This window comes from Pseudomonas sp. WAC2, assembly GCF_030403525.1.
Taxonomy (GTDB): domain Bacteria; phylum Pseudomonadota; class Gammaproteobacteria; order Pseudomonadales; family Pseudomonadaceae; genus Chryseomonas; species Chryseomonas luteola.
In genome coordinates this window covers 74,921-89,267 of the sequence record NZ_JAUEPD010000008.1, presented here as the reverse complement: position 1 = coordinate 89,267, position 14,347 = coordinate 74,921, and the positions used below count along the sequence as shown (strand labels likewise).

General features: G+C 54.9%; 12 protein-coding genes and 1 tRNA gene. 8 read left to right on the top strand and 5 right to left on the bottom strand.

What is annotated here, in order from left to right:
• The first annotated feature begins 42 nt into the window (after nucleotides 1-42).
• The 3 genes from QWJ10_RS17225 (at nucleotide 43) to QWJ10_RS17215 (ending at nucleotide 2,342) form a co-directional block, all read left to right on the top strand.
• A tRNA-Phe gene (locus QWJ10_RS17225) sits at nucleotides 43-118 on the top strand.
• 190 nt (nucleotides 119-308) lie between these two features.
• A complete protein-coding gene (locus QWJ10_RS17220; protein ID WP_197871282.1) occupies nucleotides 309-1,061 on the top strand; it encodes a transporter substrate-binding domain-containing protein in 753 nt (250 codons plus the stop codon).
• A 57-nt stretch (nucleotides 1,062-1,118) separates the two neighbouring features.
• Entirely contained in the window at nucleotides 1,119-2,342 is a 1,224-nt protein-coding gene (locus QWJ10_RS17215) for a methyltransferase (RefSeq protein WP_197871280.1), read from the top strand.
• On the opposite strand, the gene nikE is transcribed toward QWJ10_RS17215, so the two are convergent.
• From nikE to nikA, 5 genes are read right to left on the bottom strand one after another with little or no spacing between them, the layout of a single operon-like run.
• Nucleotides 2,339-3,142 (bottom strand): nickel import ATP-binding protein NikE, encoded by an 804-nt coding sequence (gene nikE / locus QWJ10_RS17210; protein ID WP_197871278.1) that lies wholly within the window; start codon nucleotides 3,140-3,142, stop codon nucleotides 2,339-2,341. The genes QWJ10_RS17215 and nikE overlap by 4 nt on opposite strands.
• Complete coding sequence (locus QWJ10_RS17205) at nucleotides 3,139-3,912, bottom strand: ATP-binding cassette domain-containing protein (RefSeq protein ID WP_197871276.1); 774 nt, start codon at nucleotides 3,910-3,912, stop codon at nucleotides 3,139-3,141. Before QWJ10_RS17205 ends, nikE begins: the two co-directional genes overlap by 4 nt.
• Nucleotides 3,912-4,757 carry a nickel ABC transporter permease subunit NikC gene (gene nikC / locus QWJ10_RS17200; RefSeq protein WP_197871274.1) on the bottom strand — a complete coding sequence of 282 codons (846 nt, stop codon included), beginning with the start codon at nucleotides 4,755-4,757 and terminating at the stop codon, nucleotides 3,912-3,914. The genes QWJ10_RS17205 and nikC overlap by 1 nt, the downstream gene beginning before the upstream one ends.
• Nucleotides 4,751-5,695: a nickel ABC transporter permease subunit NikB gene (gene nikB, locus QWJ10_RS17195; RefSeq protein ID WP_019367279.1), complete on the bottom strand. Its 945-nt coding sequence runs from the start codon at nucleotides 5,693-5,695 to the stop codon at nucleotides 4,751-4,753. The genes nikC and nikB overlap by 7 nt, the downstream gene beginning before the upstream one ends.
• A 3-nt stretch (nucleotides 5,696-5,698) precedes the next feature.
• The gene (nikA, locus tag QWJ10_RS17190) at nucleotides 5,699-7,183 is read right to left on the bottom strand and encodes a nickel ABC transporter substrate-binding protein (protein WP_289928694.1); all 1,485 of its coding nucleotides are present in this window, start codon (nucleotides 7,181-7,183) and stop codon (nucleotides 5,699-5,701) included.
• Nucleotides 7,184-7,349: 166 nt separating this feature from the next.
• Between nikA and nikR the strand changes: the two genes are divergently transcribed.
• The 5 genes from nikR to QWJ10_RS17165 all read left to right on the top strand — a co-directional run bounded on the left by nikR (nucleotide 7,350) and on the right by QWJ10_RS17165 (nucleotide 14,310).
• Nucleotides 7,350-7,784, top strand: a complete 435-nt coding sequence (gene nikR / locus QWJ10_RS17185; protein ID WP_019367277.1) for a nickel-responsive transcriptional regulator NikR — start codon at nucleotides 7,350-7,352, stop codon at nucleotides 7,782-7,784.
• 225 nt (nucleotides 7,785-8,009) lie between these two features.
• Nucleotides 8,010-9,497 carry an MDR family MFS transporter gene (locus QWJ10_RS17180; RefSeq protein ID WP_289928341.1) on the top strand — a complete coding sequence of 496 codons (1,488 nt, stop codon included), beginning with the start codon at nucleotides 8,010-8,012 and terminating at the stop codon, nucleotides 9,495-9,497.
• Nucleotides 9,498-10,019: 522 nt separating this feature from the next.
• Nucleotides 10,020-11,438, top strand: a complete 1,419-nt coding sequence (locus tag QWJ10_RS17175) for an undecaprenyl-phosphate glucose phosphotransferase (RefSeq protein ID WP_010796161.1) — start codon at nucleotides 10,020-10,022, stop codon at nucleotides 11,436-11,438.
• 194 nt (nucleotides 11,439-11,632) lie between these two features.
• Nucleotides 11,633-12,070, top strand: coding sequence for a low molecular weight protein-tyrosine-phosphatase (locus QWJ10_RS17170; RefSeq protein WP_019367274.1), 438 nt, complete (start codon nucleotides 11,633-11,635; stop codon nucleotides 12,068-12,070).
• A gap of 17 nt (nucleotides 12,071-12,087) precedes the next feature.
• Nucleotides 12,088-14,310: a polysaccharide biosynthesis tyrosine autokinase gene (locus QWJ10_RS17165; RefSeq protein ID WP_289928335.1), complete on the top strand. Its 2,223-nt coding sequence runs from the start codon at nucleotides 12,088-12,090 to the stop codon at nucleotides 14,308-14,310.
• Nucleotides 14,311-14,347 lie beyond the last annotated feature (37 nt).

Genomic DNA, 14,347 nt, shown 5'->3' with positions numbered 1-14,347 from the left:
CGCTTGACACAAATCGTTTATAACGGTTTAATGCGCCCCGTTGCCCAGGTAGCTCAGTTGGTAGAGCAGGGGATTGAAAATCCCCGTGTCGGCGGTTCGATTCCGTCCCTGGGCACCATGATTCTAAAGGCCCGATCACTGATCGGGCTTTTTTTTGCCTGCATTTTTGTCCCGCCTCGTATCACTGCCCTGAAAGGCTTCAGCACGATTCTCTCCCGCTCGCCCAATTGCTCATCTTGGGTCTTTTATTTGACAACCTGCGGTTAAACAGCTGTAAAGCTTATACAGACCTGTAGATGGAGGAATGAATGAAGCGGCTCAAGCGATGGGTTATTTCTTTGATGGTGGGCTTAAGCCTATGCGGCCCAGCTCTGGCGGCCGACGTTCTCAAAGTGGGCGTTCAAGGCTCGCTTCCCCCGTTCAGCAGTGTTAGTGGAAACGGCAAGCTGACCGGCTTCGATGTAGATATTGCCCAGGCACTGTGCGCAGAACTCAAGGTGCAATGCCAGTTCGTGATCACCAGCTGGGATCGCATGCTGCCTTCACTGAACGCACGCAAGTTCGACGCCATCATTTCCTCAATGTCGATCACACCGGAGCGCGAGCAGCTCGTCTCCTTCACTATCCCCTACTACATGAACAGCATTCAGTTCATTGCCCCCAGGGATAAACCGTTCAGCACAGACCCCCGCGGACTCAAAGGCAAGGTTATCGGTGCCGGCCGCGCGACGCTTTCGGCAGATTGGCTCTCCAACCATCTGGGCGGTCAGGTCAACATGCGCTTCTACGACTCCCAGGAGGAAGCCAACCAGGCCCTTGCAGATGGGCGTGTGGATGCCGTACTGGGAGACCGCTTTGCGCATTACGCCTGGCTGCAGACCCCAGAGGGGCAACGCTTCGAGCTTAAAGGCGAACCCGTTTTGCAAAAGGACCGCATTGCGATAGCGGTACGCAAGAACGATCCGCTGAAGGCCCGCCTGGATGAAGCTCTCAAAGGTATTCTCGCCAACGGGACATACCAGCAGATCAACGCCCGATACTTTCCGTTCAGCCTCTACTGATCACAGCGACAGGGCGGTGCGTTATGCTTCGCCGCCCCGTTAGCCTCCGTGATCGGCATGAGTGAGACCTATCCTGCTTCCTTCCTCCAGGGCAGTGCGTTAGAAGCACGCTTCAATGCCTTGGACAGCTTCCTGATACAGCACCAGGCGCTCTGGCGACCCAAGCCGTTCACCCAGCCAACACTGTCTTGGGAGAAGGCCAACCCGGGGTTATCCTCGTGGCTTCGCGCCCGCTCACTTGAAGAGGCGGAGGCTACGCATACACATCCCCATGCACTCAAGGCCCCCTCGCCTTTTCCAGCCTGGGCCGAAGAGGCACGTCAGCTGTGCATGATCGGCGAGTTGCCCAGGCAGTACAGCGAAGCGCCTAACAGGCTGAGCGTGGACGTACCGGGACGCAAATGGCAGCAGGTGGAGGCATTCGCTCACCACGCCTTATTCAGCAGCCCTCCCTCGCATTGGCTGGACTGGTGCTCAGGCAAAGGCCATCTAGGACGACGCCTGGGCGTCCATGGCGCTGCGTTCGACTGTCTGGAATACGATTCCTCACTGGTAGAGACAGGGCAACGTATCAGCGAGCGCCTGGGGCTTTCAGCCCATCATTATGAACAGGATGTAATGGCTGCTTCTGTTACGGAAAGGCTTCAGGTCTTTCACACGCCTGTAGCGCTGCATGCGTGCGGTGATCTCCATGTGCGGTTGATGCAGGTAGCCAGCCAGACAGGCTGCCCTGCCTTGGCGTTAGCGCCCTGTTGCTATAACCGTATCAGCGGCGATGAGTACCGCCCGCTTTCCACGAACGCCAGGCAGTCAGCGCTTCTCCTGAGCAAGGAGGACCTTGGGCTGCCCCTGTGTGAAACCGTGACCGCTGGTGCCCGGGTTCGCCGCCAGCGTGACCTTTCCATGGCCAGAAGGCTGGGATTCGACCTGCTTCAGCGAGAGATCCGCGGAATCGATGAATACCTTCCTACTCCTCCACTGGCAACCCACTGGCTGCAACGCACCTTTCGCGACTACTGCCTGGAGCTTGCCACGCTCAAAGGCTTGCCGCCCATCCCTGAGCGCAACTGGGAGGCACTTGAGGCCGCCGGCTGGAAGCGTCTCGCCGCTGTTCGCAATCTTGAACTGGTCCGCGGGCTTTTCCGGCGACCGCTCGAGCTCTGGCTGCTCCTTGATCGGGCGCTCTTTCTGGAGGAACAGGGCTACGAGGTCAGACTAGGCAGCTTTTGCGACCCTAGCCTGACACCCCGCAATCTGATGCTGCTGGCTGAGAAACCTTAAAGAACGGCCGGCGCGCGCCTTACAGGTCGAGCCGGCAGAATGGCTTTCTGTAACGCCACTCCAGCCGGATGCTCAAAACGCAGCCCCGTGGTTACCTTACACTCTTCGGCCAGCCGCCCCTGATCCAGCACAGCCACCCGCTGGCACAGCCGCTGTACCAGGCTTAGATCGTGGGTAATCAACAGAAAGGCTGTTCCTTGCGTTTCACGTATTTCACTGAGCATATCCAGTATCTGCACCTGAAGGACTCGATCCAGATTGGACAGCGCCTCATCCAGTACAATGAGCGAGGGGTTTGATGCCAGCGCCCGCGCAATGCCGACCCGCTGGAGCTGTCCGCCACTAAGCTGGCCGGGGAGCCTGTCAGCCATGGAAGCCGCCAATCCAACCTGCTCCAACAGCTGAGCAACTCGCCGCAAACAGTCCGGCCTGGAAAGACCCATCAAGTACCGAAGCGGTTCAGACAGACTCCAGCCAATCGAGTGGCGAGGGTTGAATGCGCTTGGTGCATCCTGGAAGATCAACTGGACACGGCGCTGAAACGTACGAAGCGCTTCACCCCTTAGCTCGGATAGCACCTCATTCCGAAAGCTGACGCGCCCGGTTATCGGTCTTTCAAGTCCCAGCAACAGACGCGCCAATGTACTTTTACCACTGCCGCTGTTTCCCAGAAGACCAACGCTTTCCCCTTCGTCAATGTGAAAATCCACACCCTGCAATACGGTCTGCAAGGGCCGCCGTGACCAGAAACCTCCCGAGCGATAGCCGTGCCCGATACCCTCAGCGCTGAGCAGTCTCATTCATAATCCTCCGCCAAGGTGAGCGCCTGATGCGCAGCCAGCAGATCACGCGCGGCAGGGCTACATGGTGCGTCAAACAATTGCTCGACAGACGTAGCCTCCACAAGGCTCCCTTCATCCATCACCAACACATCGTGGGCGCAACGGGCAACAACTCCCATGTCATGCGTTACCAGCAGAATTCCTAGACCTTTCTCTTCAACCAGTCGATCAAGTACATCCAGCACACGTGCCTGCATGAGCAGATCAAGATCCGTTGTTGGTTCATCGGCCAATAGAAAAGGGGTTTCAGTCAGCAGTGCCAACGCAATCATCATGCGCTGTAACATGCCGCCACTCATTTGAAAGGAATAGAGGTCAAGCACGTGAGAGGAAGTATTCAGGCCAACATCCACCAGGCAGGCGTCCAGGCGTGCCTGGGCATCTGCACCACGGATGTTACGCAACGCCAGCACCTCGTAGGCATGCGCCCGCATCGTCAGTACAGGATTAAAGGCAGAACGGGGATTCTGCATGATCATGGAAACCTGACGCCCCCGCAGATGTTCGCCGCCCGTCCTTTGTCCGTCGCACAGCACGTGTCCTGACACCCTTGTCACGCCTGCGGGAAGTTGATCGAGCATGCCCAGACAGGTCATGGATTTGCCAGAGCCACTGGAACCCACCAAAGCGGTAACACGCCCGGTCCTGACCGTCAGGCTCAGATCCTTGACCAAGACGTGATCATTAACAGCCAGGGTCAGGCCCTGGACTTCCAATACACGACCCATCAATGCCCTCCTGTGCGCAGCGAAGGATCCAGGCGATCCCGCAACGCATCCCCAAGCAGGTTGAAGGCCATTACGGTCAGAAAAATCATGAGGCCTGGCCAGAGTAAGAGTTGAGGATGCGTCCAGAGAAACTCTTTGGCGTCGTTGATCATTACGCCCCACTCCGCCGTAGGTGGGCTGACGCCCAGACCGAGAAAGGACAAACCTGATACGTGCAGCATCATGTGGCCGATATCTAGCGAGGCCAGGACCATCAGTTGACCCAGCACGCTCGGCAGGATGTGGCTGACAAAGCTCTGCAGACGTGACGCACCCGCCAGACGGGATGCCAGCAGATAGTCTCGCCCACGCAGCGAGATCACCAGGCTGCGAACCATTCGGGCATACCAGGCCCAATGCGAAAGAGCGATGGCCAGGATGACATTCGAAAGCCCTGTTCCCAGCACACCAATAAAGAAGAGCGCCAGAACAAAGGTGGGTACGGTCATGAACAACTCGCCGACTCGCATCAGCACCGTGTCCAGTCGACCACCGATAAACCCAGCCACACCGCCTACGACAATGCCAAGCGTGAGGATCAGGCATAGCGTCAGCACAACCGTACCCAGGGACAAACGTGCCCCAGTAATGAGGCGCGACAGGACGTCACGCCCCAGATGGTCGGTTCCCAGCCAATGTGCTTCGCTCATCCCCTGTAACCGCTGGCTCACATCGACGGCAGTCGGATCGTAGGGAGCCAACCAGGGCCCCAGCAGCGTCAAGGCGAGCAGAAGGATGACCAATACACCACCCAGCCAAGCCCCCCATGAGCGCGTCCGGGGCGCGTTCATCGTCTGTACTAGCATGCCTGTGCTCCTTCCAATCGCGTGCGAGGGTCGAGCCAGGCGTACAGCACATCCACAACCAGATTGCAGAGGACAAACAGCCCGGTCATCAGCAGCGTAAAGCACTGCAATACAGGGAAGTCTCGGTTGTAAACGGCACTGACTGCAAAACGGCCCAGCCCGGGCCAGGCGAAAATCGTTTCGATGACCAGCGTGCCGCCAATCAATTCACCGACATGCATCCCGATAGCTGTCACGACGGGTAGCCAGGCATTGCGCAGGATATGTCTGCGCCATACCTGCCCTTCCGGCAGCCCACGCAGGCGCGCGTACAACACGTGTCGCTGCCCGCTGGCTTCCAATAGGCTGGCACGAAGAAGCCGCGCGTTGATCGATAACGACATCAGCGCCACTGCCAGTACCGGCATGACCAGATGCGCTATTCCTCCCCGCCCCATGGGAGGCAGCCATCCCAGGGTCACGGAAAACAGGGCGACCATCAGGAACGCCAGCCAGAAATTGGGCATCGAGACGCCAAAAAAGGCTATAAACCGCACAAGCTGATCCGGCCAGCCACCCGGTCTGCGGGCCGCCCAGATGCCTAGCGGCAAGCTGACCAGCAAAGTGACCGCCAGCGCAGCGCCTCCTAGCTGAAGGGTGGCGGGGAGGTAATAGAGAAGATCATCCAGGACAGGCCGCCCCGTCACGAATGATGTTCCGAAATCCAGATGCAGCGCGCGCCAGAGCCACATCAAGTACTGCTCAACTAAGGGACGATCGAGCCCGAGCGTATGCCGCGCCTCCGCCAGGGCCGCGTCCGTAGGCGGAATCTGGGAGAGACGCAGGTAATCCAGAGCAGGATCACCCCGCCCCATATGCAGCAGCACGAATACCAGCAGCGAAACAGCAAGCAGGATGGGTATCAGCAAGGCCAGCCGATAGGCGATATAACGCAGCATAAGTTACTCTCCGCCCGGCTTCATGACCTCGAAAGGCACGTCGAAAAGAGTCGAGCCGAACTGCACGTTTTCGACTGAATCGCGGCTTACGCTGGTAGCGGTCAGGTATGAAATCGGCACGTAAACCGCTTGCTCATGCAAAGTAGTCAACACGTCCTTGTAGAGCGCCTGCCGTTTGTCCTCCTCTACCGACGCCAATATTTCACCGATCTCCTGATCAATGGCGGCCTTCATTGGCAGGCCTTGCTGTGCCTGATAATCCGCATGCCCGGCATAACGCATGGAGCTGACGAAAGAGTGCGGATCGTAGGGTGCGCCCCATGTCTCTGCGAAGATCATTCCAAAGCGACCATCACGTTGGCGCTCTACCAAAGCCCCCTCGTCCTCTCCCTTGAGAACCACATCGAAGCCCAGACCGCCCAGATTGGCCTGAACAACCTCAGCCACGCTCTTCTGCAATGCATTTGCCCCATAGAAGCACAGCTCCAGGCGTAACGGCTGCCCATCCTTGTAGCGAATCTTCTCGACTGGATTCAGTATCCAGCCAGCCTGATCCAGCGCCTCGCTCGCTTTCTTAGGAGAATAGCCATACGGCTTCAGGCCAACATCGGTATACGGCAGGTTGGTTGAGAAGAGCGTATCGGCCCTTGGTTCCAGGCCATACAGGACGTGCTTGACGATCGCATCCTTGTCGACGGCCCAATTGATGGCCTGTCGCACCGCCAGCTCATTGGTAGGCGCAAGGTTGGTATTGAGTGCAATGACCCGGGTCGCCAGAGGCGCTGAGATAGCCGTATGGTAGCCCGCCTGTTTCAAGCGAACGAAAGTGTCGGCGGAAACCTCACCCTCGGAACCCTGGATCAGGTCAAGCTGCCCCGTTTCGAGCGCAATCGCCCGCCCACTCGGGTCAGGAATGACCTTGACCAGCACCTCGTCATAGGCAGGCTTTGGGCCCCAGTAATAAGGGTTACGGGCAAAGCGATCAAACTCGCCTCGACGACTTTCAACCAGTTGCCAGGGGCCTGTTCCTATCGGCTGTCCAGGCTGAGTATTGGGCGCTGCAAACCGCAGGGGGCGCACCTGTGCCAACTCAAGCAGGGTAGGATAATAAGGATGCTTTAAAACCAGACGCAGCGTATGGGCATCTGGCGCTTCGGCATGATCGATGGTTTCAACCAGCTCCATCCAGGCATGCCGTTTGCGATTTGCCAGAACGGCTTCAATGTTGGCTTTTGCCGCTGCCGCATCAAACACGCTGCCATCACTGAAGCGCACGCCATCGCGCAGGATAAACGTATAGGTCCGTCCATCCGGGGATATATCCCACCGGGTCGCCAGCCAGGGCTCGACACTGCCATCGGCCTTATAGCGTACCAGTGGCTCATGGACCATCGCCTGGGCATACATCTGGTTCGGTGAATAACCGCGAGGATCAAGCGGCCCGGCATTCGTCGGCCAGGAGTAGGTAAGCACCTCAGCTTGCGCCATAACAGGCAGAACCAATCCCGCTGCCAATAGAAGCACCCCGAGCTTTCTCTTGAAGCCAAGCTGATTCACACTCCCACTCCCGTTATGCGTAGACAAGCGCGGGAGAATAGTCAGGGAAGAGTATGATGTCTACGAGAAAACTTCATACTGAAGGTGATTGGTTTTTATGCAACGAGTAACGATTACACTGGATGACGACCTGTTGGCCGCTGTTGACGATCGTGTGGCGAGCCACGGTTATCAAGGACGCTCCGAGGCCATCCGGGACCTGTTGAGAGAAGGCATGCGCGAACCCGTAGCGCAGGATCTGCCAGCCGACTCCACCTGTATCGCCACCTTGAGTTATGTCTATGACCATAATGCTCGTGAGCTCTCGAAGCGGCTGACTCGTACGTTTCATGCCCACCACGACCTTACGCTGGCTACTTTGCATGTCCATCTGGATCATGGAAGCTGCATGGAGGTCTCAGTGTTGAAGGGAACTACCGCGGAGGTCCGAGAGCTAGCACAGCATGTCACGGCAGAGCGTGGGGTACGCCATGGCAGAGCGTTCATCGTACCGATGCCCCATGCCACTCATACCCATGAGCATGACCACTAAAACCTGTGGATAACTCTGTGCGCAGTTTCTGTATAGCCTGTAGGAAAAGCCCTGATACCAAGGCTCTTGGTAATTTTCAATAGGTGAATAAGAAAATTTCAGCCTTAGAAAAAAGCACTATAAAAAGGAGGCAGACCTGTCCTTATTAGGCCTTATCCATACATTGCTACTGATACTACGAAGCGATCATGGAAACAGACCTGTATCGCTCCTATCTTATCGAGAATGCAGTTGAACTCAGACGCGGCACGTTCACATCGCATAAAGGCCATTATGCCGGCACCCATGCTGGCTATTTTGCTGGCCGCTCTGGATCAAACGATCGTGGCGGTTTCGCTGCCGGCCATCTCTGCACAGCTCAATGACACCGGACTTCTGGCCTGGGTAATATCGGGCTACATGGTTGCCATGACCGTCTCGATGCCGCTCTACGGAAAGTTTGGCGACCTCTATGGCCGACAAAAGATGATGTCGGCAGCTTTCAGCCTCTTTACGGTAGCGTCACTCGCTTGTGCGCTCGCCCAAGACATGCCCCAACTGATCCTGGCCAGAATCTTACAGGGCTTGGGTGCAGGAGGGCTGATTGCCGTAAGCCAAGCGGTCATTGGCGACGTCGTACCGCCACGCGAGCGAGGGCGTTATCAAGGCTACATCAGCAGCATGTACGCGCTGGCCAGTATTGCCGGCCCCGTATTGGGCGGCTTGATGACCGAGTATTTATCTTGGCGCTGGGTTTTCTGGATCAATTTGCCCCTTGGCATTGCCGGGCTCTTCATATGCTACCGCGTTCTAACCAGCCTTCCCGTGCCTGGCCGCGAGACCCTCATTGACTATCCGGGCATTCTGCTACTGGCTACCGGCCTTACTGCGCTTTTAATGGCTACAACATTAATCGGCAAAGGAGCGCCCTTAAGCAGCGGCTATCTTCTCTGGCTTGCCGCTGCGGCAATAACAGCTTTGACATTATTCGCATACCATGAGCAGCGCGCCAGAGAACCACTTCTGCCCTTACGCCTACTCCGGAACAGAACGGCCGGGCTCTGCTGTATGCTCAACTTCCTTACCAACTTCCAGGCCATAGGGCTAACGCTGGTGATCCCCTTATGGTTTCAAGCTGGCGCCGGCCATGACATGAGCAAAGCGGCACTGCATCTGATTCCGTTTGCAGCGGGCATTCCCTTGGGTGCCTTTACCTGTGGGCGACTGACCGCCGTACTGGGACGTTATAAACCTCAGATCCTAGTGGGTACGCTAATCATGCCATGCGCGCTGGTAATGCTTGCCTTTATTGATCCGCGCAGCGGGTTACTGGCCGGCGGCAGTCTGTTTCTGGCAGGACTTGCAACGGGCATGCAGTTTCCCACTGCACTGGTTGCCGCCCAGAATGCTGTTCCACAGGCTGATATCGGGGTTATGTCCAGTACGATTTCGCTGTTCCGTTCACTGGGAGGTGCGGTAGGCGCTGCTGGCTTGTCCGCACTACTCTTGCTATGGCTACCCCCTATGCAGGATTATGCGGGCTCCGTTGAAAACGTGCTGCAGACATACCTGGCTGGGTCAGCCGGTACGATCGATCCATTACGCCAAACGCTTCTTGCAACCTTTCATAAACTGTTTTTAGTATCGGCTGGGCTTTCCCTGCTCGCACTTGCCTGCGCCTTGTCTGTACCCGAGCGTCCCTTGCGCGGCCGGACCGACAAGGCAGATCGATGATCCAAGCGATACGCGGAGCGGTATATCGAGCACGCTCCATTTGAAGCACTTGAAGGAATCCAATGATCTTTCAAGCCGCAAAGACAACAACTGTCACTCAAGGTCTAACGAACAGGTTTCAAAAAGAATTTCCAGAATTTGTAACAGATTCACAGTGACCTTTTATCCCTATGAGCACCGCTTATCGGTGTTGGCATACCTATAAAACTTGAACATCCGCCCACTTTTAACCATTAAAAGGTGATCCAATTCACCTTTTAAAACGACTATAACCACGTCTTCATCTTTTGCTCCTTGAATGAGTCGGTAACCACTTATCGAGGGCTTCAAAGTCAAGGAACCTTTGAATCTTCGGGCGGTCCTACCGACGGCTATAGTCACCGTTGAAGCATTCCCTGAGTCAGCGCGATGGAATCCTAAACACGTTCGGTTGTTATCGACTACGAATGTTCATCGATCGTTGTCCATGACTATTCGGTCCTGTTGAAGTTCGTGCATACGTTTATGCACAAGGATGGAACTATGAATTTTAAAGAACGTGGTATTTTACATTCGAATTCATCAGCGATCTCATTATCACATCGCTTGTTAGATTTAATGGTAATTTCCGGAACAGCTTATCTGGCTGGCTCCGTGATTCCTGGCGTCCCCATGAAACCTGAGCACTGGGTAATAGTATTCCTTGCTCTTTTGATATTTCATTTCCTGACGGAAATGAATCAAATGTATCTTTCATGGCGTGGCGAAAGAATATCCAATGAACTAATAAAAATATCAACTTATTGGGTATTAACATTCTCAACTGTTTTCATGGTTGATTATTTCTTCTTTAATGAATCCTTTTTAATCAGCAGTACCATGAAGGCATGGCTGGCTCTTTCATTGATTGGCCTGTGCGGATATCGGGTGCTGCTGCGCTCTGTTATGCACTCGCTGCGAAAAGCCGGTTTCAATACGCGCCGAGTAGCCATCGTAGGTGCCGACAAGATCGGTCAGCGTCTTGCCCATACAATCGACAGAGCGCCATGGATGGGCCTGCAACTGCTCGGTTTCTATGTCGAGAATCCGCTAGACCATCCCGAGCTCAACCGTAGCGAGCCCGGTTTTTCGATTCGCGGCAACCTGGAACAGCTGGTAGACGATGCGCGCGCCGGTTATATCGACAAGGTCTACATCACCCTGAGCATGGCGCATCAGGAGCACATCAACTGGCTAGTGCAAGAACTCAGCGATACGACCGCTTCGGTCTACATCATTCCTGACGTCTTCATGTTCCACCTGCTCCATGCCCGCAGCGAAAGCATCGATGGCTTGCCCAGCATCAGTATCTTCGATACGCCGATGGATGGTGCCAGCCTGATCGTCAAGCGTATCGAGGACATCGTTCTATCCCTGATCATTCTGTCGATCATTTCCATTCCCATGCTGGTTATCGCCATTGGCATCAAGCTGTCCTCTCCTGGCCCGGTATTTTTCCGCCAGAAGCGTTATGGCATGGATGGCAAGCCGATCGAAGTCTGGAAATTCCGTAGCATGAAGGTCATGGAGAATGGCGAGAAGGTGACGCAGGCGACCAAGAACGATAGCCGCATCACACCCTTTGGCTCGTTCCTACGACGCACGTCACTCGATGAGCTTCCCCAGTTCATTAACGTACTGCGTGGTGAGATGTCGATCGTAGGCCCACGACCCCATGCGGTTGCTCACAACGAACAGTACCGCAAGCTGGTTCAAGGCTACATGCTGCGCCACAAGGTCAAGCCCGGTATTACAGGGTGGGCCCAGGTCAACGGCTGGCGTGGTGAGACGGATACCCTGGACAAGATGCAGAAGCGCATCGAGTTCGACCTGGACTACATCCACCACTGGTCCTTCTGGTGGGACGTCAAGATCATCTTCCTGACCCTCTTCAAGGGTTTCATCAACAAGAACGCTTACTGAGAACTGCTGCCGGACCTGACGACCGAAAAGTGATTCAGGCCGGCAACAGCTGAACTTTCTAAGGTAGAGATGTCAGAGCTTGCCTGATCGAATCCCAGTAGGAGTTCAGATGCGGAAGACATGTCAGGGTGAGCTCCAGATACGATTGGTAAATGCCATCAAGAGCATCTGATTTCCCGTCTGGAAGAGTTTTCATGATTAAGTCAGTTTTAGTGGTTTGCGTTGGAAATATTTGCAGAAGTCCAATGGCCGAAACGCTTCTAAGGGAAGGCCTGAAAGGGCGGAATATAGAAGTCAGTTCAGCGGGTATTGGTGCATTGGTAGGCCGCCCTATGGATAGTACGGCTCAAGAGGTACTAAGAGAAAACGGACTTGAGCTATCGACACATAAAGCTCGCCAGGTTGATGCAGAAATGCTTCGGAAGGCAGACCTTATTTTGACGATGGAAGAATTTCATTCTCGTTCTGTTGAAAGTATGGCGCCAGAAATCAAAGGGAGAGTTTTTCTGATTGGTAAATGGGTAAATAACCGTGAGGTACCCGATCCATACCGCCTCTCAAAAGAAATGTTCAAAGAAGTACATATACTTTTAGCAAAATGCGTAGATAGCTGGCTTCCATACATTAGATAAGGGGAAGAAGGAATTTCATGACCACGATGCCTCGTTTTACGGCCACTGAAGTTAAGAACGATACCGATATTAATTTCTCAGCACTGTTTGGAATCCTCGTTGATTACAAATGGCAGCTTCTTTCCATTATCGGTATCTTCACTTTCCTCGGTATTGCTTATGCCATGCTGGCTACGCCCATGTATGCATCCAATGCAATGCTGCAGATCGAAGAAAAGAAAGGTGTAACACGCCTGACTGATCAAACATCCGGCATGCCACCGCCACTTCCGGAGGCAGTGACTGAGATCGAGTTGCTCAAATCCCGTCTGGTGATTGGCAACGCGGTCAAGAATCTGCACCTGGATGTTGTCGTAACGCCCAAGTACTTCCCTATTTTTGGTGGCTATGTCGCTCGTCATTTCAAAGCTGAAAGCGAAGACGAAGTTGCCTCCCCTGTTCTGGGCCTGAACAGCTTTGCCTGGGGCGGTGAGGATGTAGAAGTCGCTGAGCTGCGCGTACCCGACAGCGCCCAGGACAAGCCCATGACACTGAAAGTCGAAGAAAACCAGAGTTTCACGGTTTTCGATGCCAACAATCAGATTCTGCTGCACGGTACTGTCAACCAGCCTGTCGAGCAGGATGGCTATTTCATCCAGGTCAGCAAGCTGCAAGCACGTCCCGGTACTGAATTCACAGTCATGAAGAAGCGACTGTCCAGAACAATTCAGGAATATCAGGGCCGCATCAGCGCAGGCGAGCGTGGCAAGCAGTCAGGCATTCTGTCTGTTGCCCTGCAGGACTCCGATCCTCTGCGTGCTCAACGCATTGTTCAGGAAGTGATCGATCTGTACGTTGCTCAGAACATTGACCGCAACGCAGCAGAATCGACTCAGAGCCTTGAGTTCCTGCGTAGCCAGATTCCCTCTGTTAAGAAGGAGCTGGAGGACGCGCAACGTGCGCTGAACGAATACCAGACCAACCGCCGCTCTGTTGATATCGACAGCGAGACCAAGGGTGTTCTGGATCAGATCGTTTCGCTGGATGGCCAGATTTCCGAGCTGAACCTCAAGCGTGTTGAGATGAGCCGCAAGTTCACCACTCAGCACCCGGCATTCCAGGCCGTACTCGGCCAGCTGCGCCAGCTTGAAGTTGAAAAGGACAAGCTTGAGAAGCGCGTAGGCAATCTGCCTTCTACTCAACAAGAGCTGCTACGCCTCAAGCGTGACGTTGACGTGACCAGCCAGACCTACACCCTGATGATGAACAAGGTGCAGGAGCTTGATGTTATCCGTGCTGGTACTGTCGGCAGCGTACGTATCATCGATAATGCAAACGCGAACATTGATGATCCTGCAAGCCCCAACAAGCCGCTAATCGTAGTTGCTGCACTGGTTCTGGGCTGCCTGCTGGGCCTGGCCGTTATCTATACCCGCCATACCCTCAAGCGCGGTATTGAAACACCTGAAGCCATCGAGCAGTTGGGTCTACCGGTTTATGCTTCGATTCCGTACAGCCGCAACCAATCCGAATCCGAAAAGCTTTTTGGCCGCGGCTCCCGCAAGATTGGCGAATCGGCGCTGCTGTCCATCGCTCATCCTACGGACCTGAGTACCGAGGCGCTGCGTAGCCTGCGGACCAGCCTGCACTTTGCGATGATCGAGGCTAAAAACAACATTCTGATGATCTCCGGCCCTAGCCCGGATGTCGGTAAGTCCTTCGTTTCGTCCAACCTGGCAGCCGTTATTGCCGAGTCGGGTCAGCGCGTTCTGCTGATCGACGGGGACATGCGCAAGGGCTACATGCACAAGATCTTCAATGTGAAGCAGAAAGACGGTCTATCCGACCTGTTGAGCAATCGCATTGCAATCAACGATGCCATCAAGAAGACCGAAGTCGACATGCTTGATTTCATGTCTTGTGGCCAGTTCCCGCCGAACCCTTCCGAACTGCTGATGAGCCACCGCTTTACCACTGTTCTGAAGCAGCTCGGCGACCTGTATGACATCGTGATCATCGATACTCCGCCGATCCTGGCCGTAACCGAAGCCGCCATCATTGGCGCCCATGTAGGTACCAGCCTGATCGTCGCCCGCTTCGGCATGAACAGTGCCAAGGAGCTGGAGGCTACCAAGCGTCGCTTTGATCTCAATGGTGTACCGCTCAAGGGTGTGATCCTGAACGCTGTAGAGCGCAAGGCTTCCAACTATTCCTCTTACGGTAACTATCAGTACGCCTATGAGAGACCAAGCAAGAGCTGAAGCCTGTTATAGGCAGCAGCGCTTGCAAACATGGAAT

Coding starts and splice junctions, on each gene's coding strand:
- QWJ10_RS17220 (WP_197871282.1), top strand. CDS start 309: ATGAAGCGGCTCAAGCGATGGGTTATTTCTTTGATGGTGGGCTTAAGC.
- QWJ10_RS17215 (WP_197871280.1), top strand. CDS start 1,119: ATGAGTGAGACCTATCCTGCTTCCTTCCTCCAGGGCAGTGCGTTAGAA.
- QWJ10_RS17205 (WP_197871276.1), bottom strand. CDS start 3,912: ATGGGTCGTGTATTGGAAGTCCAGGGCCTGACCCTGGCTGTTAATGAT.
- QWJ10_RS17175 (WP_010796161.1), top strand. CDS start 10,020: ATGAATTTTAAAGAACGTGGTATTTTACATTCGAATTCATCAGCGATC.
- nikE (WP_197871278.1), bottom strand. CDS start 3,142: ATGAGACTGCTCAGCGCTGAGGGTATCGGGCACGGCTATCGCTCGGGA.
- nikA (WP_289928694.1), bottom strand. CDS start 7,183: ATGGCGCAAGCTGAGGTGCTTACCTACTCCTGGCCGACGAATGCCGGG.
- nikB (WP_019367279.1), bottom strand. CDS start 5,695: ATGCTGCGTTATATCGCCTATCGGCTGGCCTTGCTGATACCCATCCTG.
- nikR (WP_019367277.1), top strand. CDS start 7,350: ATGCAACGAGTAACGATTACACTGGATGACGACCTGTTGGCCGCTGTT.
- QWJ10_RS17165 (WP_289928335.1), top strand. CDS start 12,088: ATGACCACGATGCCTCGTTTTACGGCCACTGAAGTTAAGAACGATACC.
- QWJ10_RS17180 (WP_289928341.1), top strand. CDS start 8,010: ATGCAGTTGAACTCAGACGCGGCACGTTCACATCGCATAAAGGCCATT.
- nikC (WP_197871274.1), bottom strand. CDS start 4,757: ATGCTAGTACAGACGATGAACGCGCCCCGGACGCGCTCATGGGGGGCT.
- QWJ10_RS17170 (WP_019367274.1), top strand. CDS start 11,633: ATGATTAAGTCAGTTTTAGTGGTTTGCGTTGGAAATATTTGCAGAAGT.